Genomic DNA, 22,044 nt, shown 5'->3' with positions numbered 1-22,044 from the left:
ATGAGGAATTCTCAGATAGAAGGGCCTAAAGAGATGGTGAAAAAATGGAAAAACGGTCTTATTTTTCAGCTCGTATTAGTCTGTTTGGTCTATGCTTGAGCGCAGGGCTGAATCCAGGAAAAAAAAGCATGCGAGCGGCACGAAGCAGTCGGCACTGGCAGCAGAAAGTGCGGTAGCCTCCCACCGGCTAATCAATAATAAGATGAAGATGACACTGCGGTAGCTCAGGTATGAATACAGAAGAAAATCTGGAGAAAGAATAAAGCCTGAACCCTTTACGCTGACGTTGCCCGAAGGAGCACTCATCCGCTTATCTGGATTCAGGCCTGGTCGCTCCCCGGCGATGGGGGAGCAGGATGCACAAGGCTGTCTTTATATCAGAAGACTGACTCAGCATTCAAACTTCAGACTTCAGTCCCTTGTAAATGCTGAAACACATCAGCAGCAGAATTGCGGTAAAGGGTAAACCGGTCGCAATGGATCCCGCTTGCAGGGCTTTAAGCGCCTCTGAGCCACCACCATACAGCAACACTGCCGCGATCAGTCCCTGCAGCACAGCCCAGAAGATACGCTGGGGGGTTGGCGCATCCACTTTACCACCGGCAGTGATGGAGTCGATGACCAGAGAGCCGGAGTCAGACGATGTGATGAAGAACACCAGAACCAGTACGATAGCCAGTATTGAGGTGATCTGTGTCAGTGGCAGATTCTCAAGCATGTGGAACATTGCCAGTGATACATCACCCAGGCCGTTACTCAGCTGACCAATACCACCCTGCACCTGATCCAGCGCCTGAGCACCGAATGCAGACATCCACACAGCAGATACCAGCGTCGGAACCAGCAGCACAGCCGTCATAAACTCACGTACAGTCCGGCCCCTAGAGATACGGGCAATAAACATACCCACGAACGGTGACCAGGAGACCCACCATGCCCAGTAGAAAACGGTCCAGCCGGTGTAAAACTTCTCATCCTCGCGTCCTATCCAGTTACTCAGGGGAAGAATATTTTCCGCATAGCTGCCCAGTGTGCCCAGGAAATTTCCGAAAAAGACGGTCACTGAACCCGCAATAATCACAAACAGAAGCAGAGCCGCAGCAATCCCCATGTTGATGTTACTCAGGAGCTTAACGCCGCCGTCAAGGCCACGCATCACCGAGAAAATCGCAATCCCAGTGACGACTACAATAATGGCGATCTGGGTAGAGATGGAGTTTTCCACTCCGAACAAGAAGTTAAGTCCGCTGGAAGCTTGAGACGCCCCCAATCCCAGAGACGTTGCCAGACCGAAAATCGTTGCCAGGACTGCTACGATATCGATGACATGGCCAATAGGCCCCCAGGTACGTTCTCCCAGTAGCGGGAAAAATGCCGAACGAATAGTCAGCGGCAGGCCTTTATTGTAGGTAAAAAAGCCCAGTGCCAGTGCCACTACGCCGTAGATCGCCCAGGGATGCAATCCCCAGTGAAACATCGTCGCGCCCATGGCCATGGAGGCCGCTTCCGGAGTATTAGCTGCCGCACTTAATGGCGTACCCCACCAGTCGGTATAGTATGCCACCGGCTCTGCGACACTCCAGAACATCAGGCCTATGCCCATACCTGCGGCAAATAACATTGAAAACCATGACATTCTGCTGAAATCAGGTTTCGCTGTTTTCCCGCCAAGCCTGATCCTGCCAACAGGTAACAGAATCAGAGAGATACAGAATATAACAAAGATGTTACCGCTGATCATAAATAACCAGTCAAAGGTTGTGGTAGACCATACCCGCGCACCTTCCAGTATTGTTTTTGCATCTGCCGGAAACATTAGTGCCAGTACGATAAAGGTGATAATCGCCAGTGCACTGGTTGTGAACACCGGGTTATGGATATCCATCCCCAGAACCTGAACGTTATCCTGCCCCGCTTTATAGTCAGTCGTATATTGCCCGGGCAAAGGTTTGCTTCGAACTTGCTCATTCATTTTAATAATCCAGATTGTTTTTATTATGCAGTCGGCGGTAAGAATTTGCAGTATTCCGCATCCAAAAAGAATTAGAAATAACACAATTCATCCGTTAAAAATTTTTAGCAATATCAGGACTCTGAATGTCACTGTCTATTGTGGCTTTTATCGTAGGCAAGCCACTCGCTGCTGTAAAACGACATTTTCTAACCAGATTGCTTAGCTTTATGAGGGCTGTTTTGTATAAGCAGCAAGGTTCTTACGCAGATGACTTTTCTGAGAGGATTACAAACAAAGCCATTGATAATTGAGAAGTTAAAGATTATAAAGTCTATAATAAATTGAATATAAGCGGGACCGTTATATAACAAACAATAGAAACCAATCTCAGTTTATTTTTTAAACTTTTTTAACAAAACCTAAACAGATTCGCACCTTTAAGAGGAAACACTTCCAAAAGCTTTTAAAAAATCAAACATCTACGCTGTAACGAATAGATTAAAGATTAATTATCAACATATTTTAATGACTTTCATTACTGACGGTCTGATGCATAATAATAAAAAATTTTTATTCGACATAATAACTGATGCAAGTATGCTCTGGCATACCAGCCGGGATGAGGTTTACCGCTAGGGGCAGACCCCATCCCTCATTGTGACCTTCATAGAGCCAGGTTAACTTAGTCGTTCGGAAACCCGAGCCTCCGGATACTAACAACCGCCCTACTCCAGTTTAACGAGTATCAGACCGTAAGCCCCTGAGGCTCTGGAAGAGAGTATGAACGACAACACGCGGTCACTGTATTTGCCAGTAAACAAGCAATCGTCATCGGGCCAACACCTCCAGGGACAGGGGTGATCGCTCCGGCGACCTCTCTGGCTGTTTCGAAATCCACATCGCCAACAAGCCGGGTCATGCCGTCGCCCTGTTCAATGCGATTGATACCCACATCGATCACTGTCGCGCCAGGCTTGATCCATTCGCCCTTAATAAACAGAGGTTGTCCTACAGCAGCGACAACAATATCTGCGCCACCCACCAGCTCCGGCAAATTTCGCGTACGCGAATGCGCAATTGTCACTGTACAGCTCTCTTTCAATAACAATTGCGCCATCGGTTTGCCGACGATGTTCGACCGCCCTACCACTACCGCATTCAGACCCGACAAGCTACCACAATACTCGCGAAGCATCATCAGACAACCCAAAGGAGTACAGGGCACCATCGCTTTCTGCCCTGTGGCTAGCAGACCGGCATTAGAAATATGAAATCCATCCACATCTTTGGCGGGATCGATCGCATTAATCACTAATGCTTCATCAAGGTGTTCGGGCAGAGGCAGCTGAACGAGAATGCCATGAACATTCGTGTCTGCATTAAGCTGATTAATCAGTGTGAGCAGCTCGGTTTCAGATGTATCTGCTGATAGCTTGTATTCATAAGAGTTCATACCGGCTTCAATAGTCTGCTTTCCCTTTGAACGTACATAGACCTGAGATGCCGGATCCTCACCTACCAGCACCACCGCCAGACCAGGGGTAATGTTATGTTTTTCTTTCAGGTATGAAGTATGCTCGGCTACCTTTTCACGTAATGCGACGGCAAAATTCTTGCCATCAATGATCTGTGCAGTCATGTGTTTTCTTCTCGTCTCGCGCACACCGGAAATCAATTGAAAACCGGTAAAGTGGCGCATTTGTTCCTGTTATGTATGTAGTGTGCCCCCTCTTCAGGGGCTGACTACTTATCTCTATTGAACAATGTTAATCTGCTGAAGCTGGCCGGCCCGCACTGCCCCCATTTTCAGAGACCCAGACTGCATTGTTCTTTATCCCGCCAAGCGGGAAGAAATGCACCTGCTCAATACCGAAATCCGGATGGCGCTCCTTATGAGCGGCAAGCTCGGTCAGTAATTCGGTTGGTTCATAGGGCAGAAGCAACTTCGTCACATCCTTTGCCCGGCGCTGCAGTACCCGCATGCTCGGACCTACACCGCATGACAGCGCATACTTGATCAGGGTGTGCAGCTTCGCCGGCCCCGCCAGCCCAATATGGATAGGCAGATCAACCCCTTCCGCTGCCAGCCTGTCAGCCCATGCAATAACCGGAGCAGACTCAAAGCAGAACTGAGTAGTAATCGCCACGCGCGCATCCGTCCGCTCAAAAAAAGCCTTTTTCCACTTCATGGCTTGCATCACCATTCTATCTGAACCATCAGGATCTATATCGCGGTTGCCTTCGGGGTGACCGGCAATGTGCAGATTTTTGAATCCATCGAAGAGCCCCGTTTCGAGCATCTGCATAGAATCTTTAAATTCACCAACCGGGCGGTTAAGGCCGCCGCCCAGGAGGAGCGCCTGATTTACCCCTGCCTCGCCCTGATAGCGGGCGATCCATTCAGCGAGCTCCTTATGCCCGGTAATTAAGCGAGCGGGGAAATGCGGCATGACCTGAAAACCCTCATCAGCCAGACGCCGTGCAGTGCGGACCATATCCTCAATGGGTGTACCATCGATATGCGCAATATAGACGCGTGTACCGGTCGGCAGAATATCGCGGAAACTCTCCACTTTGTCTGCGGTATGAGGCATGACCTCAATCGAATAGCCACTTAAAAAATTCTCCAGCAAGCTGGATGTCTGAACCTCTGTGCTGGCATCAGTTGATTTGTGAAGAAAAGATAACAGCCCCATAAAATCGCCCTTATGTTCTGGTGGGTGGTCAAACCCTGTTATTTATTATAAATGAGCATCTGCAGACTGTTTAAAAGCAGTTTTTGCTCTCAGCTATAGATCAAATCAACATCTGATCGTCAACTATAGTCTGCAGAAAGCGCTCATTTTTTGAGCTTTTCAGTTTGTAGAAATCAGGTCGCCGCAATTGCCTTTTTCGGGTCAAAGAACGGCATTTCGACAACGGTGGCGGTTGTTTTTCCGCTAGGCAACTCAACGTCGAACGTGGTACCAAGGGCCGCAAACTCTGCGCTAACCATGGCCAGTGCAATGTTTTGCTCCAGACGCGGAGAGAACACCGCTGATGTCACCTTGCCTACCTGCTCACCCTCTTGTTCCAGCATCCAGCACCGGGTGTTAGGTCCTGTCAGTGCCGGACCATCAATCACCAGGCCAACCTGTTTGCGTGAGACACCCTCGTCACGGATACGTTTGAGAGCAGCTTTACCGATAAAGTCGGCTTCGATATCCAGCTCTACCAGACGATCAAGGCCCAGTTCATACGGATTGGTATTGATATCCATATCCGCATGGTAGGACAGCATACCGCCCTCAATGCGACGAATTGACGATGTGTGACCTGGCTGAAGACCGAACGGAGCACCCGCTGCCATGATCTTTTCCCACAGCTCATCACCCTTCGAGCCATCCTGCAGATAAAGCTCATAGCCCAGTTCGCTTGACCAGCCGGTCCGGGATATGATCAGAGGAATACCGTCCAGGTCATATTCACGTAGCCAGTAATACTTCAGATCGGTGATGCTGTCGCCAAACAACGCTTTCATAATTTCACCGGACTTCGGCCCCTGCAGCTGCAACGGTGAAACATCCGGTTCGCGGATTTGAACATCCAGACCCGAGTTAATCGCAACGCCTTGTGCCCACAGCAAAATATCGCTGTCTGCCAGCGAGATCCAGAAACGGTTTTCTTCAAGACGCAGCAGGATCGGATCGTTCAGAATGCCGCCCTCAGCATTGGTGATCAGCACATATTTGCACTGCCCTACCGCACACTTGGACAAGTCGCGGGGTGTCAGTAGTTGCGCGAACTGAGCCGCATCAGGACCGGTAATTTCTACCTGGCGTTCAACCGCAACATCACACAGAATGGCATCGTTGACCAGGTTCCAGAAATTCTGCTCGGGATTGCCAAAATCACGCGGGATATACATATGGTTATAGACCGAGAAACCGGTAGCGCCCCAGCGCACGGTTGCATCGAAGTAAGGAGATTTGCGAATTTGTGTTCCAAAGCCAAATTCTTCTTTTTGTTGTGTAGCCATTCACTAGTCCTCATTTTGTTCAATCCCGTCCGATACGGCGAAATTGCACAGCACTGAAATCGTTTGATCAGCGTAAATAATATGAGAAATTCTCAGATAGAAGGGCCTAAACAGGTGGCGCAAAAATGGATAAACGGTCTTGTTTTCGGTCCGCATTAGTCCATTTGGTCTATCGCGGACAATACCGCGTTATACCGGCAGAAAAACCATTAATATCGTTGTCGATAAACCGCTATCAAATCAAAAAAAGGGGGGCTGAACGATCAGTCAGTCTGTCAACGGATGAGGCCATTTTCAGAACCGGTGAGACTCCGGCTTTAATAGAGGTTTACTCCTGATTAACCACCTGCACTACAGACATCATCAGATCCTGATCCGGGCAGAATCCATACAACAAGCACATTTGAATATCTGTTCTGCACTGGTTGAGAGATCGGGGTGCGGTAATGGAGAAATGAAGATTTAATTCAGGCCTGTCCGTTGCGGACAGGCGAACATTCACGTGTAAAAAGGGGAAACTCAGTTCTCAGACGAACCCGCCTCCTCCACCAGCCACTCTCGAAACTGCCGGGCAATGTCCCGTTCACTATTTAAGCCCGCACTCACCACATAATATGCCTGGTCACAGTGCATCGGGCGATCGATCGCTACTTGCAGTTTTTCTGAAGCCAGCTCTGCCTGCAGCAGCTCTTTACTACCAAGCAAAAAGCCTTGTCCAGACAGGGCCGCTTCAAGTGTCAGCAGGCCGTTACCAAAACGAAGCTCTCGCAGGGAATCAGTGTGTTCGGCTTGCTGCTGTAAAAACCACTCATGCCAGCCGCAGGACTCCTTAAAACGTGACAGTGTGCTGTCCCATAACAATGTTTGTTTGGGTAATGATTCTACACTCTCAAGACTGGCAACAAGCTCTGGCGTAGACATGGGAACTAAATCAAGACTCATTAAGCGCTGTGGTGCAAGATCCTTATAATCGCCATAACCCAGTCGTACAGACACATCGATCCCCGCACGCTTTAGTTGCGAGCCTTCAAACTCACTATTACGACACTTATCTACGGTATGCAGGCTGGCCTGTAATCGCACTTCAGCTTCAGGGCAGCAAGCATAAAAACGATGCAAGCGTGGCACGATCCATTTCGTGGCGAACAAGGGTTCTGCACACACGGTAACGACACTCCGCTCTTCGCTAAAGAGACGGATATTGTCTACGGCTTGTTGCAATATTTTGAAGCCTTCATGCAACTCTGGCAACGCTGCACGTGCGGCAGGGGTCAGGCTGACCCGACGATGGTGGCGAACAAACAATTCGACGCCCAGATAAGCTTCCAGCGCCTTGATCTGGTGACTGATTGCCGCCGGGGTAACATTAAGCTCCTGAGCAGCCTTAGCGAAACTTTTGGTTCGGCTGGCAACCTCAAAATATGAGAGGGCTATCATAGGGGGGAGTCGTGACATAGCGTCTACCCTTTGGAAAAATCAGGAGCCATTAACAGGGTTCCGCAGGAACCCTTAACAGGCTGCTAACTATAGTAGCTTATCTCGTCCATGACCATCTTTTACCGACAGCTATGCAACAACTCGCCGCCCCCGCTATTGTTAATTACACGCTTCAGGTATCAGTAGCTGACGCAATGCAAATTTCTGAATTTTACCGGTTGACGTTGTTGGCAGGCTACCAAGAACAATCCTCTTAGGCGCTTTGAAACGACTCATATTACTGCGGCAGAAATCAATTATAGCGTCTTCACTTAGCTCGCTGCCCGGACGTAGTTGTACAAACGCCGCAGGCACTTCGCCCCACTTCTCATCCGGCATAGCGACAACAGCGGCAAGTTCAACTTCAGGGTGACGCTGGATGATATCCTCAACTTCCAGTGAGGATATATTTTCACCGCCCGAAATGATGACATCTTTGGAACGATCGGTAATTTTGATGTAGCCATCAGAATGCACTACCGCTAAATCACCGGTATGGAACCATCCGTCGGCAAATGCCTCCTGGGTCGCTGCCTCGTTATGGAGATATCCCTTCATAACAATATTGCCCCGGAACATTATTTCACCAACAGTTGTCCCATCGGCCGGTACCGGCTGCATTGTCTCGGGATCTAACACCGTGATCTCCTCCTGCAGCGGATAGCTTACCCCCTGCCGGCCGTTAAGCACCACCTGCTCTTCGAGTGTGCACTCGGCCCATTCATCCTGCTTAACACATACCGAAGCGGGACCATATGTCTCGGTAAGACCATAGACATGAGTCAGTTCAAATCCAAGTCGCTCCATCCGTTCCAGAACCGAAGCTGGCGGCGCAGCACCTGCAATCAGCCCATAGACCTTGTGATCGATCGTGGTTTCCTGAGTTACCGCAGCATCGGCAATCATCGAATGTACTATAGGAGCACCACAGTAATGAGTGACATGATGCTGTCTCATGAGTTGATGAATTCTTTCCGGATCAACTTTACGCAAGCAGACGCTGGTTCCACCGATCGCAGCCAGCGTCCAGGGAAAGCACCAGCCATTACAATGAAACATTGGCAGGGTCCACAGATACACCACCTTTGATGGCAAGCTCCATGAAAGTGTGTTGCTTACCGCATTCAGATAAGCACCGCGATGGTGAGTTACCACGCCTTTGGGGTTACCGGTTGTGCCGGAGGTATATCCCAGCGCAATCGCATCCCACTCATCTGCCGGCAGTTCCCACTCCAAGTCTTCTGGCTGTTCAGCCAATAATGCTTCATATTCAAGATCGCCGATAAACCGCCCTTCGCCATAGCCAGGGTCGGAAACGTTGATGACAATAGGTGCAGGTCCTTCCACCAGAGAAAGGGCTTTTTCAATGACATCCGCATACTCAGAATCCACCAGCAAAAGCCGTGTGCGACTATGATTAAGAATGAAGCCAATCGCTTCTGCATCCAGGCGAATATTGATTGCGTTCAACACGGCCCCCACCATGGGCACACCAAAATGCGCCTCATACATCGCAGGAATATTTGGCAGCATGACTGATACAGTATCTCCTCTGGATATACCAAATTTCTGCAACAGGGAAGCTAGCTGGCAGCATCGCCCATAGGTTTGGCGCCAGGTATAGGTTTTATCGTCGTATATGACAGCAGATCTGCCCGGATATACAGCAGCGGCCCGCCTGATGAAGCTGAGTGGCGACAGCGCCACATAATTAGCGGTTGTTTTATCCATCGCCTGATTAAAAGCACATAACTCGGTCATTTCATTACCACTCTTATTTTATGACTAATCAGCTACTTATCTTCAAGTTAAGTATTTACCTGGTACAAGTAGAATTTGGCTGATGGCGTCAGTATCTATTCAAAAATTCGTTGAAAGCCTGTGAAACTAAAGAATCAACCGGGCTATCCTGAAATGAAAAACCTTAACGAACCGGCTTTTCCCAGATGGGCGCTCGCTTGGCAAGAAAAGCATCTATACCTTCGCCTGCGTCAGGGCTCATCATATTATCGGCCATAATATTGCCGGCAAATTCGTAGGCGTCGGAGAGCGACATCTGTCTCTGTGGATTGAACATGGATTTACCAAACCGAACAGCAGAAGGACTCTTACTAAGGATTTTCGCCACTTTTTCCGCAACTGCGTCATCCAGCTCCGTATCGTCAACCACAGTGCTGATCAGCCCCCATTCCAGCGCAGTATCGGCATCAATAATATCGCCAGTCACCAGCAGGTCGAATGCCCGCTTAGGTGAGATATTGCGTGACAATGCGACTGCCGGGGTTGAACAGAACAAACCCACATTGATGCCCGGCACTGCGAACCGGGCCGACCTGGCAGCGATCACCAGATCACAGCTGGCGACCAGTTGACAGCCTGCAGCAGCGGCTATACCACTCACCCTGGCAATGACCGGTACCGGCAGATTAACGATGCTCTGCATGACATTACCGCAACGACGAAATAGTTCCTGATAGTAGCTATGCGTCGGATTACTGCGCATCTCTTGCAAATCATGCCCGGCACAAAATCCACGTCCCTCAGCACTCAGGACGACACACTGTACGGTGGGATCGGCGGCGATATTGTCTAATTCACTTTGCAGTAAAGTCAGCATCGCTTCGGACAAGGTATTTAATTTATCCGGCCGGTTTAAAGAGAGATAAACGGCACCGTTCTGATCGCTGCGCAGCAAAATACTCTCGTTTGACTGATTAGTACTCATAGAAACCCTCACAAAACATCAACAGTTAAGAATGATTGATCTCAACACTGGCCGTAACAGAATTCCTGATAAAACAATTTTTATGTGCATTCGCATGAATTTTAGACATTGTTTGCTGATCAGGCTGTTTATCACCTCCGAATACCACGCTGGGAGAAAGGACGATGCGGGTAATTTCCATGCCGCCTTTGGCGTTCTTTTCAAGGTATCCCTTAGGGGAGTCTTCATATGACTCAACATAAAATCCCTGAAACTCTGCAATCGCTAAAAAAAACAGCATATGGCAGCTGGAGACTGCGCTCACCAACATCTGTTCAGGATCCGCACAACCAGGATCACCTTTAAATTCCTCTGAGGCAGAGACATTAAGTTGCTGATTGCCATTCAGACTGACCTGGTGATTACGCGAGTAAGTACTGGGATCTGAAAGGTGGAGGTTTCGCTGCCAGTTTATTTTTGCTTCATGTACAGACATAACGAGAGGTCTCTTTGCTGAATTACGTTAAGCCCCACTTTAGGAAAAGCACCTATCGGTGTAAAACGATGTTTCCTAATCGAAACGCTTAGCATAGCTAATCCAAGCCAGTATTCAGTACTACCTGTGATAATCAATTTATAGTGGTCTCAGGCCAATAAATGCCATGCTCTTGCATTACAAAATCTAAACGAAATAGATAGAACTCATCGTTTTACCGGCTACCGCCATCACGCTAAGATCGCTTTCTAACTGATAACGGTTAACTTTCCAGATATCTGAGCAAGGTAGCCAAACAACAAAGAACTGGCCTGAGAGCAGAGCAGGATTAACCGTTATTCACCACTGCGGGTTTGGTACGGCTTATTTGCCAACCAATCAACAACCCCGCTTACCTAAGTTACCCCCATTCTCACCCATTGCGTGGTAATCGGGATCAATGGAGCAAGCCAGGCATGAAACAGATCGACGTTGAGTACGCAATCATCGGGGCCGGGACCGCAGGCCTGGGGGCCTATTCCAGAATAAGTCGTCAGACCGATAGCCTCGTCATAATTCAGGATGGCCCCTATGGCACCACCTGCGCGCGGGTAGGCTGTATGCCGAGCAAGCTTCTGATCACCGCTGCTGAGTATGCTCACCATATCGAAACCAGCAGTTTTTTCGGCATTAATACAACGGGCACTGTGGATGGTCGGAAGGTGCTGGAGCGACTACGCCGCGAGCGGGACCATCGATTTGTAGCGCGTAACCTGAGTTATGTGGAGAAAATCCCGGCACACCACAAGATCGAAGGCAGGGCTACCTTTATCGGTCCGGGCCACCTCCTTGTCGGCCAGGATACCGAAGTCAGAGCTAAGAAAGTCATTCTTGCCTGCGGCTCAAGGCCTGCGATTGATGATGTCTTCCAACCCATTATCTCGCGGGTGCTTACCAGCGATACAATTTTCGAGATAACAGATCTGCCGCGCTCCGTTGCGGTCATCGGTCTGGGTGTCATTGCCCTGGAACTCGGACAGGCACTCCATCGTCTGGGGGTTAAAACCTCACTCTATGGGCGCTCCGGCTCAATCGGCAGTCTCACACACCCGGTTATGAAACAGGAAACCCTGCAGATCTTCAGTAAAGAACTGGAGATCTATCCCAGCGGAACCATAGAGAAAACATGGGAAGATGAGCAGGGAGCCTGGATCCAGTATGAACAGGCAAATGGCGAGAAAGTGACCAAGGTGTTCGACCAGGTACTGGTTGCCGCTGGCAGAGTACCGAATGTAGATCGCCTGAACCTTCAGGCCGCGGGTGTCGAATGCACTCTGTCCGGCGATATGCCGTTCGACCCTGAAACCCTGACCTACCCCGGTCATCCCATTTTCATTGCCGGCGATGCAACCGACATTTTACCCGTCTGGCATGAGGCCTTCGATGAGGGACGCATAGCCGCCGATAATGCACTGAACTACCCGAATACAGTGGACAGCAAACGTAAAACGCCGCTGATGATATATTTTACCGACCCTCAGATAGCAATCGTTGGCCAGACATACCGACAGTTACAAGAGCAGGAAATTGTCATTGGCGAACTGACTTTTGATAGTCCCCGGCATATCGTCTGGAATAAAGTCGATGGGCGCATTCAAGTGTATCTGGACGCACGCACAGGCAAGATCCTTGGAGCGGAAATGCTCGGTTATCAGGCTGAGCACCTGGCACATATACTGGCACTGGCCATCACCCATCACATGACCGCCGATCAGGTACTGGAGATGCCCATCTACCACCCCAGTGCTGAAGAACTGTTACGCGATGTCTTAATCGATGCCCTGAAAAAACGATAACCAGGAGTACTCAATGCTTCTCCGCTTTGGCGGCCGACAACCAGAAGAGTAATCTCACAGCAGACAAAACCCGCGTTCCGGTGCCGACCCAGAAGCAGAGAATACGATAACTCCTGGGTCATGCATCCAGCGCGGCAGGTTCAGCGATCCGGTTATTGCTTCTGCATCACTTGCAGTTCCCCGATGATGCAGGGCAATTGCCGTTGCCGGCAGAGCAGATCAGCATGACTGCCTGAATCATCGGCCGTGGTGCCGGCCATTGCGTTAAACGCGTGGTCTACTAGTATTTATTCATTGCACCTCTATCGACTACTCGCCAGGGAGTGGTAATCAATTTCTATCCGGAAGCCAGACTGTAGTCCTTAAAAAGTGTAATCCTTTAACTGATAACTTATGGAGGATCTGCAATGAACGTTTTATTTCGGACAGTAATCTCAGCGTTGTTCGTCGCCATGCTTCTGAGTACGCCCCAGGCATTCGCAGACAGCAACAATGAGTACGCTGTCACGATCACCAATATCACCCGTGGCCAGACATTCACACCGATTCTGGTGGCCAGCCACAGAAACCACGCATTCAGTTTGTTTACCGCTGGAGAGCCTGCCAGCGAAGCGCTGGCGACACTGGCCGAAGGGGGGGATACGCAACCCCTGATGCTGCTACTGGAGGCCAACAAACAGGTCATTGATTTCACCGATTCTGGTTCGCTGCTAACGCCCGGTGAATCCGTCACGGTAACGGTCGCGGCCGGTTCGGGTGCCAGAAACATCACCCTTGCGGCGATGCTGATACCGACAAATGACAGTTTTATCGCGCTGCAATCGGTGAAGGCGCCGGGTGACGGTGAGTCGGTTACTTATTGGTCTCCGGCCTATGATGCTGGCAGCGAGCCGAATGATGAGCTTTGTTCTAACATACCCGGCCCCGTGTGTGGTGGCGAAGGCGTCTCTGCGGGTGTGAGCGGTGAAGGCTATGTGCATATCAGTGCAGGTATACAGGGAATCGGAGATTTGCTGCCTGAGCTGTATGACTGGCGAAATCCGGTGGCCATGATCACGATAAAGCACAAAGGCTGAATCCTGCTCAGCCCACACCAGGCTTTATTCTCTTTACGTGTACCCTGCTCAGGATATGCCAGTAGGAGCACTGACGCAGACACAGCGGGTGCAGGAGGACCAGCTAGCGGCAAATTCTGCGAGCCGAGCAAGCGCTGCAGAAAATGTCGCTAGCGAACCCGAACGCCTCGGTTTGAAAAGATCCGTAATGTGGTCTCACTGCGTTCGGCTCTCACCCTCCCCTCATATTTCAGACACATACAAATCGGGTCATCAGAGCTGGCTTTATTGTTTTAAATTTATCCAGAAAGAAGCCTGGCGAAAGCAATCATGACTCCTGCATTCCTGCTACGACACTAGTCTCGTGACCTTCTGTTTGAGGAGGTTATATTTATGGTTCGGTTGATCAGTTTCAACACAAATACTCAACAGATCATCTATAAAATGATGCAGAGCCCGCCGCTCAATCTGCCTGATCTTTTCCTGCTGCTCCTCTGTTAGCATGTGATACATACTTGCCGCTCCAAAGTCGCCAAAAATAATATTGGCGTGTTCGTCAAACAGGGTGTTATGGGCATACAGATCACCATGACAGACTTGCTGGTCATGCAGATGGGTAAAGACACTCGCCATCTGCTGCACAATTTTATCGATCTGTTCGATGGATAACGAAACACCCTCGGGGAAGTTGTCACGGGTACAACTCTGAAAGCATGGCGGCAACCCTAAGTTGCGATAGTGAGGTGGAATCAGGTTCATGACCAGCGCCAGATCGCCATTTTCATTCACCTGCGCCAATGGCTGAACCAGATTTGGATGGTCTCCGGCCTTTAAACAGGCGTGCAGTTCATCTTCCGGATAGCCATCAGAAGTGACCTCACCTTTAAACACTTTCACCGCAATAGCGTCAGGAAAACGGGTTTGATCCTCATTCCACACCGCCTTTGAAATCACACCTGATGCCCCCTGCCCCAACACTTCCTGCAAGGCAAAGCTGGATGGGCGTATTAACGGAACAGATTCAATCCTGAGGTCTGAGCGACTGAATGGATTACCCGAGAACGCAATCCAGGCTAGTTTCGGCAGGTCAAGCAGCTGCTCAGGGCACTCTCTCAGCTGGTTAGCAGAGATACGCACTAACTCAAGATTTGTTAACTTAGCCATACTCTGTGGCAGATGGGTTAAGCGATTACCCGCTAATGCTAACTTTTGTAACCGGGACCGCTCACCCAGAGTCTCTGGCAGGGTTTCAATCCGGTTATCCGTTAAGATCAGCCAGCGTAATCTGGGCGGTAATGCATTTTCCGGAACCCGGTTTATTTTATTCGCTTTAAAGCCCACCATCTCCAGATTGGCGCACTCACCCAGCACCTCTGGCAGTGTCTCAAAGCGGTTGTTTGAAGCAAACATGATTTTAAGCTTGTGCAGCTGCGTCAGTTCATCCGGCAATGAATCCAACAGATTGTGGGACAGATCAAGAATTTCCAGAGTATCCGCCAGTGACAAAATCTCCACTGGGAAGGTGGTTAAATTTTCTGACAATTTCAGATGCTGAATACCCGCTAATTCGCCGGATTTTAATTGCGCAAGTGTATGCAAAATAGTGAACCCATGGTGAGCCTGATACAAAATTGCGGCTAGTATACAAGCGTTATAAGGGGGTCTCTAGGGGAATGGAGGATAATGTTCGGGCTTAGCTGTTTCACTAAACGACGAAGCCCAGCGGCATGAGCTGCGCTTCTGAATTAGATGGCGGTGAGGGAGGATTACTCGTCGTTACACTCCTCGCCCTTCGGGCTATCGTCGCAAGCTCCGATGTGGTCTCGCTTCGCTCGGCTCGAACCCGCGAGGGTTATTCACAGAAAACGTTCACCCTTTCAGGGCCATCGTCGCAAGCTCCGATGTTGTCTCACTGCGTTCGGCTCTCACCCTCCCCTCTCATATTCCAGACACAAAAAAGCCCAGTCGTTAGACCAGGCTTTTTCGTTTTGAATTAGATGGCGGTGAGGGAGGGATTACTCGTCGTTGCACTCCTCGCCCTTCGGGCTATCGTCGCAGGCTCCGATGTGGTCTCGCTGCGCTCGGCTCGAACCCACGAGGGCTATTCACAGAAAACGTTCACCCTTTCAGGGCCATCGTCGCGAGCTCCGATGTTGTCTCACTGCGTTCGGCTCTCACCCTCCCGACAAATATTTACTTCGCTAAAACGACGAAGCCCAGCTGCAAGAGCTGGGCTTCTAAATAATGGCGGTGAGGGAGGGATTACTCGTCGTTGCACTCCTCGCCCTTCGGGCTATCGTCGCAGGCTCCGATGTGGTCTCGCTGCGCTCGGCTCGAACCCACGAGAGATCTCACCCTCCCGACAAATATTTACTTCGCTAAAACGACGAAGCCCAGCTGCAAGAGCTGGGCTTCTAAATAATGGCGGTGAGGGAGGGATTCGAACCCTCGATACCTTGCGGTATACACACTTTCCAGGCGTGCTCCTTCGGCCACTCGGACACCTCACCACGTATGTTGTTTACGCTGTCTTTTCAGACTTATAACCTACACGTTTGCGTGTGGGTTACCGTCGCCGTAAACATCGACGTTATCTCTGATGCCGATATCAGAGGCCGCGTACTTTAATGGAATTCAGGACTGAAATCAAACATCTGGGACGGTTTTTAGCGACTTTTTTTGGAATCCCTTAAAACGCTAACCTGACAGGGATTTCAGCGACTTAAAAAAAGAAAAACCCGTCCGGGATTACTCCACAGACGGGGGAAATCTGGCTTTAAAAAGGTCGGGGACGGGACATATCCCCAGGGCAATCCTTTTAGTCAGCCTGACGACGCAGAAACGCTGGAATATCCAGGAAATCCATGTCATCGGTACCTGTTTTACGTGACTCTGAAGCTGGTTCCGGTTCGACCACAGGGTTATCCTGTGCCCGTACAGAGTCGTTGCGGTTACGCATGACGGTTGGCAGTTCAAGCTGGCTGTAATCACTGACAGCGCTGGCAGCACGACGCGAACCTCCGGCAACGGATGCAGCATTGCTGACCACGCGGATATCCTGCTGTTCAGCACCGCCCAGCCCGGTTGCGACAACAGTTACCTTAATCTCATCGGACATCTCCGGATCGATAACGGTGCCGATCACGACGGTCGCACTATCGGAGGCAAACTCTTCGATCACCTGACCGACATCGCTGAACTCACCCAGTCCCAGATCCAGACCGGCCGTGATATTCACCAGAATACCCCGGGCTCCCATCAGATCGACATCTTCCAGCAGCGGGCTGCGTACCGCCGCTTCAGCCGCCTCAATGGCACGGTTCTCACCGCGAGCCGAACCGGTGCCCATCATCGATGTGCCCATCTCGGACATAACGGTGCGCACGTCAGCAAAGTCGACGTTGATCATACCCGGACGGATAATCAGATCAGAGATCCCCTGCACCGCGCCTTTGAGGACATCATTGGCTTCGTCGAACGCTTTCATCAGGGTGCAGTTTTTACCCAGCACCTGCAGCAGTTTTTCGTTGGGCACGATAATCAGCGAGTCAACATGCTCTGACAGCTCTTTGATTCCCTGATCGGCGATCAGCATCCGCTTTTTGCCTTCGAACGGGAATGGCTTGGTCACCACGGCTACAGTCAGGATACCCAGTTCTTTCGCGACTTCCGCAACGATTGGCGCAGCACCGGTACCGGTACCGCCACCCATTCCAGCGGTAATGAAGACCATATCCGCACCGCTGAGCATCTCCATAATCTGATCACGATCTTCCAGTGCGGACTCACGACCGATATCCGGATTGGCGCCTGCTCCCAGCCCCTTGGTGATCTCGCCACCCAGTTGCAGGACGTTGCGCGACCCCATATTGTTGAGTGCCTGTGCGTCGGTATTGGCACAGATAAATTCAACCCCATCGACATCCGATGAGACCATGTGCTGCACGGCATTACCGCCACCACCACCTACGCCAATCACCTTAATGACGGCGTTTTGCGCTATGTTATTAACTAATTCAAACATGTCCCATTCCTCCAGGTTCAGTGCCCAACCCGCACCTGTTGTATTGCTTTTTTTACGTGCTAAAAATTCCCCTGAAACCAGGCTTTCATCCGGTTCAGAACATTTGGTCGCTCTGGTAAATCCTCATCAACCGGGACAGCGTCCCCCTGCTGATGGCTATCCTGTTTGGCGTATTGCAACAGACCGATGCCGGTGGCATAGATTGGGCTGTTGAGGATATCCCCCATGCCCCGCACACCTTTTGGCAACGCCAGTCGCACCGGCATGTGGAAGATCTCTTCCGCCAGTTCTACCGCCCCTTCCATCTTTGCAGTGCCGCCGGTGAGTACAATACCGGCAGCCACTAAATCTTCAAAACCACTGCGACGTAACTCAGCCTGTATCAGCGTAAACAGTTCGTCATAGCGGGGTTCAACCACTTCAGCCAGCGCCTGACGGGACAGATCCCGGGCCGGACGGTCGCCGACACTGGGCACCTTAATGGTGTCCTCTGCGCTGGCCAGCTGCGCCAGTGCGCAGGCGTACTTAATCTTGATCTCTTCAGCATGAGGCGTCGGTGTACGTAGCGCCATGGCAATATCGTTAGTCACCTGGTCTCCGGCGATCGGAATCACCGCGGTATGTCGGATAGAACCACCGGTAAAGATAGCGATATCGGTGGTGCCGCCACCCATATCCACCATACAGACACCCAGCTCTTTCTCATCATCGGTCAATACCGCGTAACTGGATGCCAGCTGTTCCAGCACCGAACTGTCCACCGCCAGGCCGCAGCGTTTGACGCATTTCTCAATATTCTGCACAGCATTCACCGCACCGGTCACCAGATGCACTTTAGCTTCCAGTCGTACCCCGGACATCCCCAGCGGTTCGCGGATTCCTTCCTGGTTATCGATGACATATTCCTGCGGCAAAATATGCAGGATCTTCTGGTCTGCGGGAATTGCCACCGCCCGGGCAGCATCGATCACCCGTTCCAGATCATGTTCCATCACCTCACCGTCGCGTACGGCAACGATACCGTGGGAATTCATGCTGTTGATATGACTGCCGGCGACACCTACGGTGACCGAGTGGATTTTACAACCCGCCATCAGTTCGGCTTCTTCCACCGCCCGCTGAATAGAGTGCACGGTGGATTCGATATTCACCACCACACCCCGCTTCAGCCCCCGCGACTCATGGGAACCAATACCAACGATATCGATCGTGCCATCCAGGCCAACCTCGCCCACCAGACACACCACTTTCGAGGTGCCTATATCCAGTGCCACGATCATATTGCTCGTCATTGCCATATCCAGTCACATTTTAGCTATCCGTTTCTCAACTGAGAAAACGGGAATTTTGCCGGCTGTTTTTATTCCGGCCTGAATGTTATTTGACCAAACCCGGATCTTTTTACCCGGTAAAATCATTCTTTTTTACTGTCTGTAATATTATTTACAACTACAGCAAAAAATAAACCAAATAATTGCTAAAAATGGGTATTTCTTTAATACACAACATTTTAGCGGAAAATAACTGTAAACGTTTGAAGCTTTTTATCTATATCGGCAAATTCTTGCCATCTTTAGCGACAGATCCCCTGCCGCATCTGCCGTTGCGGCAAATATAACACTTCTTTGACTACCCCTCTATTTTTATCACATATCGCGACTTTTTTGTACAAAAAATATACAAATATCAAAATTTAATTTTGAATATAAATATACATATCAACATTTAATTTTGATGATTTTTAGAATTTTCAATATTTAATATTGATGATTTGTAGAAATTTCAAAAACCATTTTTGATTTTTCACAAAAAATCAAAAGACCATATTGACTAAAAAACGGCATAAAAACATGCCGATGTCATTTTATTCAACTAGAGTATATATTTTGATGTGAAAACAATCGCGGGAATCAGCGCTGATCGGAACGGTAGTTATAACCGGTGTCGACATTGCGCCAGTCCTGTAACTCCGGAGTCTGTTGCAGGTAGGTTCTGATTGATGTCCGGCCATCGGCAAGGTAGCTGCTGTCGAGGAAGTTATCCAGCACCTCACCACCCTGCGAGGCCGAGGCCTGCAGGCAGAAAGCCAGATAGCGGGGAAAAGGCAGGATATCATCCCGCCAGATCGGCCCCGCATAGTAACGTCCCACCCGCAGTTCATACTCCTGCGGCGTGATACATTTATTGAGACGGTATTCCAGATCATCATAACCGGTACACATGCGCCCCACAGAAGGCCCGCACGGTGTCTGGGCCCGGTCTAATGGTACAGTTGCCACTTCGATCCAGCGAAACCGGTGCTCGCGTTCATAGAGTTCGACAAAATCTTCCGCAGAGCACTCAAACTGGCTGCAGATGATTTCACTCCCCTCGCAAGGCTGGGTCGAGCAGGAGGCCAGTTGCAGACTCTTCGCATCGGCCCCATGGCGGCTGAGAAACACAATGCCGACTTTATTAAAAATACGTCGATAACCGGGCACCCGCACCAGCCGGAAGTTCTGGAGTGCCGGCACCGTCTGACGGGCAGAATGCTCTGATAACAGTGAACCATAGCCAACCACGGAGATCATCAGTCCAGAATCTCCAGCTGCTCAGCATCCGGGTCTGACTCTGACGCATTATCCGTCAGTTTTTTATCCAGCTCCTTCTTATTCTTCACCCCCAGCTTATGCAATGACGCGGCCTGATTCACCAGATTCCCCTTGCCACTGCTGAGTCGCTTGTGAGCGGTTTCATAGGCGGCCTGAGTGCGGCCAAGGTGACGTCCGATATCTTCCACCGACTCAACAAACCCTACGAACTTATCATGCAGTTCTCCGCCACGGCGGGCGATCTCCTGAGCAAAGCGATTCTGCCGTTCATAACGCCAGATATTATTGATGGTACGCAGAGTGACTAACAACGTGGATGGACTGACCAGAATAATGTTGCGCTCGTAGGCAAAGCTGAATAACTCTTTATCCTGTTGCAGGGCTAACAGAAACGCCCCCTCCACCGGGATAAACATCAGCACAAAATCAAGCGAACGTACCCCTTCCAGGCTCTGATACGCTTTATCACTCAGCCCCCGGATATGACCACGGATCGACTGCAGGTGCCCGGCTAATGCGCGCTCCTGCACTGCGGGCTGATCGGCAGAACAGTATTTCTCATAAGCACTCAGCGAAACCTTGGCATCGACAATAACGTCTTTATTATCCGGCAGACGGATAATGACATCCGGCATATAGCGCTGCCCCTCTTCATTGAGAGAGACCTGGGTTTCATACTCATAGCCTTTACGCAGTCCCGACTGCTCCAGCACCCGCTCGAGGATTACTTCGCCCCAGTTACCCTGGGTCTTGCTCTCACCCTTGAGGGCATTGGTCAGGTTAACCGCATCAGCACTCATCTGCTGATTAAGCTCTTTCAGTTGGGTTATCTGCTCATACAGGGAGCGACGGTCTTTGGCTTCCTTATCGTAGACATCCTCTACCTTGCGCTTAAACTCTCCCAACTGATCACGCAACGGCGTGAGCAAAGAGCCGAGAGAATCTTTATTTGCAGAGGTAAATTTAGCCGACTTCTCTTCAAAGATTTTATTGGCCAGATTCTGAAACTCACTTTTCAGCTGATCGCGCGCCTCGGTCAACAACTGCAGTTTCTCAGACTGTGACTCCCGTTCACTTTCCAGACGGCTTTCCAGTTCGGCAATGCGCGCCTGACGCTGACTCAGTAAGCGCTGCAGGTTATCCAGCTGTTCCTGCTGCTCTGCCAGTTGGTCATCCAGCTCATGCTTGTGCGCCTCAACCTGCTGCAGCCGCACCTGATCCAGCTCCAGCTCCCGTACCCTGGCACTGTTTAATCGCAGCTCCTGTTCCAGATACTGAGATCTGTCGCCCGCCATCGTCTGATCAATCTGTAAACGTTCGAGCTGCTCCTGAAGTTTCTGCCGCTCCATCTCATATTGCTGTAGCTGAGCGTTGTGCTGACTACTGAGTTTCTGTCTGGTCAGTTGCGACCAGATCAGCCCCAACAGCAGGCCCAGTACGACGCCAGTCGCTGCAGTTATCAAGGGGGTACTCAACAGTTCAGTCAGTTGGGCAGAGGTCATCGTCATTCCTGATTGATAGAGAAAATAAGCTTACCAGAAATGATATAGCAGACCGATAGACACCAGGGTCAGTGGCAGCATGATAAACAGATTCACCTTGTCACCGAACAGGCGTTGAGTAATACCCACTGAGATCGCCGGAAATGAGAGGAAAACGCTGCTCAGAGGTATCCACCATTCCAGCAGGCGGAAACCATACGCCAGCGCACCGATCAGCGTCAGCGCTCCCAGATTACCGGCCAGAATTACCATAACCGCGCCATTCCGACTTTGCATAAATGCGGGCTTGTCAGCATCAGCCAGCTTATTCAGCTGTCCGGCACTCAGTGCGGCAGACATAGAAACAAAACCGGTACACAGAAACAGAATCAGGGGTTCCAAGGGGTTAC

The 22,044-nt window shown here is 50.4% G+C and carries 16 protein-coding genes, 1 tRNA gene and 3 other RNA genes; 2 read left to right on the top strand and 18 right to left on the bottom strand.

Features of this window, described 5'->3' with window-relative positions; all coding sequences use genetic code 11:
• Window positions 1-397 precede the first annotated feature (397 nt).
• The 8 genes from KDX31_03395 to KDX31_03360 form a co-directional block, all read right to left on the bottom strand.
• A complete protein-coding gene (locus KDX31_03395; protein UTW04073.1) occupies window positions 398-1,972 on the bottom strand; it encodes a BCCT family transporter in 1,575 nt (524 codons plus the stop codon).
• A 727-nt stretch (window positions 1,973-2,699) separates the two neighbouring features.
• Window positions 2,700-3,593 carry a bifunctional methylenetetrahydrofolate dehydrogenase/methenyltetrahydrofolate cyclohydrolase FolD gene (gene folD, locus KDX31_03390; GenBank protein UTW04072.1) on the bottom strand — a complete coding sequence of 298 codons (894 nt, stop codon included), beginning with the start codon at window positions 3,591-3,593 and terminating at the stop codon, window positions 2,700-2,702.
• A 127-nt stretch (window positions 3,594-3,720) separates the two neighbouring features.
• On the bottom strand, window positions 3,721-4,650 hold the full coding sequence (locus KDX31_03385) for a methylenetetrahydrofolate reductase (protein UTW04071.1): 930 nt from the start codon (window positions 4,648-4,650) through the stop codon (window positions 3,721-3,723).
• Between the two features lie 173 nt (window positions 4,651-4,823).
• Entirely contained in the window at window positions 4,824-5,972 is a 1,149-nt protein-coding gene (locus KDX31_03380; GenBank protein ID UTW04070.1) for a glycine cleavage system protein T, read from the bottom strand.
• Between the two features lie 519 nt (window positions 5,973-6,491).
• Window positions 6,492-7,427: a LysR family transcriptional regulator gene (locus KDX31_03375; protein UTW04069.1), complete on the bottom strand. Its 936-nt coding sequence runs from the start codon at window positions 7,425-7,427 to the stop codon at window positions 6,492-6,494.
• A gap of 141 nt (window positions 7,428-7,568) precedes the next feature.
• Entirely contained in the window at window positions 7,569-9,209 is a 1,641-nt protein-coding gene (locus KDX31_03370) for an acyl-CoA synthetase (protein UTW04068.1), read from the bottom strand.
• 163 nt (window positions 9,210-9,372) lie between these two features.
• On the bottom strand, window positions 9,373-10,173 hold the full coding sequence (locus KDX31_03365; protein UTW04067.1) for an enoyl-CoA hydratase: 801 nt from the start codon (window positions 10,171-10,173) through the stop codon (window positions 9,373-9,375).
• Between the two features lie 25 nt (window positions 10,174-10,198).
• Complete coding sequence (locus KDX31_03360; protein ID UTW04066.1) at window positions 10,199-10,648, bottom strand: OsmC family protein; 450 nt, start codon at window positions 10,646-10,648, stop codon at window positions 10,199-10,201.
• 455 nt (window positions 10,649-11,103) lie between these two features.
• Between KDX31_03360 and KDX31_03355 the strand changes: the two genes are divergently transcribed.
• Together KDX31_03355 and KDX31_03350 are read left to right on the top strand one after the other, a co-directional pair.
• Window positions 11,104-12,483 (top strand): dihydrolipoyl dehydrogenase, encoded by a 1,380-nt coding sequence (locus KDX31_03355; protein ID UTW04065.1) that lies wholly within the window; start codon window positions 11,104-11,106, stop codon window positions 12,481-12,483.
• Between the two features lie 407 nt (window positions 12,484-12,890).
• On the top strand, window positions 12,891-13,559 hold the full coding sequence (locus KDX31_03350) for a spondin domain-containing protein (GenBank protein ID UTW04064.1): 669 nt from the start codon (window positions 12,891-12,893) through the stop codon (window positions 13,557-13,559).
• 327 nt (window positions 13,560-13,886) lie between these two features.
• Here KDX31_03350 and KDX31_03345 read toward each other — a convergent pair whose 3' ends face one another.
• From KDX31_03345 to KDX31_03300, 10 genes are all read right to left on the bottom strand, one after another.
• On the bottom strand, window positions 13,887-15,137 hold the full coding sequence (locus KDX31_03345) for a protein kinase (protein UTW04063.1): 1,251 nt from the start codon (window positions 15,135-15,137) through the stop codon (window positions 13,887-13,889).
• 151 nt (window positions 15,138-15,288) lie between these two features.
• Window positions 15,289-15,412, bottom strand: a non-coding RNA gene (locus KDX31_03340) — RtT sRNA.
• A 124-nt stretch (window positions 15,413-15,536) separates the two neighbouring features.
• Window positions 15,537-15,674: non-coding RNA, RtT sRNA (locus KDX31_03335), on the bottom strand.
• A 109-nt stretch (window positions 15,675-15,783) separates the two neighbouring features.
• A non-coding RNA gene (locus tag KDX31_03330) (RtT sRNA) lies at window positions 15,784-15,913 on the bottom strand.
• Window positions 15,914-15,960: 47 nt separating this feature from the next.
• Window positions 15,961-16,048, bottom strand: a tRNA-Ser gene (locus KDX31_03325).
• Window positions 16,049-16,356: 308 nt separating this feature from the next.
• A complete protein-coding gene (gene ftsZ, locus KDX31_03320; protein UTW04062.1) occupies window positions 16,357-17,562 on the bottom strand; it encodes a cell division protein FtsZ in 1,206 nt (401 codons plus the stop codon).
• A 59-nt stretch (window positions 17,563-17,621) separates the two neighbouring features.
• Window positions 17,622-18,860, bottom strand: coding sequence for a cell division protein FtsA (gene ftsA / locus KDX31_03315; GenBank protein UTW04061.1), 1,239 nt, complete (start codon window positions 18,858-18,860; stop codon window positions 17,622-17,624).
• Between the two features lie 612 nt (window positions 18,861-19,472).
• On the bottom strand, window positions 19,473-20,132 hold the full coding sequence (locus KDX31_03310) for a gamma-glutamylcyclotransferase (protein ID UTW04060.1): 660 nt from the start codon (window positions 20,130-20,132) through the stop codon (window positions 19,473-19,475).
• Entirely contained in the window at window positions 20,132-21,661 is a 1,530-nt protein-coding gene (rmuC, locus tag KDX31_03305) for a DNA recombination protein RmuC (protein ID UTW04059.1), read from the bottom strand. The genes KDX31_03310 and rmuC overlap by 1 nt, the downstream gene beginning before the upstream one ends.
• Before the next feature lie 24 nt (window positions 21,662-21,685).
• A complete protein-coding gene (locus tag KDX31_03300) occupies window positions 21,686-22,036 on the bottom strand; it encodes a hypothetical protein (GenBank protein UTW04058.1) in 351 nt (116 codons plus the stop codon).
• Window positions 22,037-22,044 lie beyond the last annotated feature (8 nt).

It is taken from the genome of Amphritea atlantica (assembly GCA_024397875.1).
GTDB lineage: Bacteria > Pseudomonadota > Gammaproteobacteria > Pseudomonadales > Balneatricaceae > Amphritea > Amphritea atlantica_B.
The sequence above is the reverse complement of the archived record's forward strand: the minus strand, read 5'-3'. Positions and strand labels throughout refer to the sequence as shown.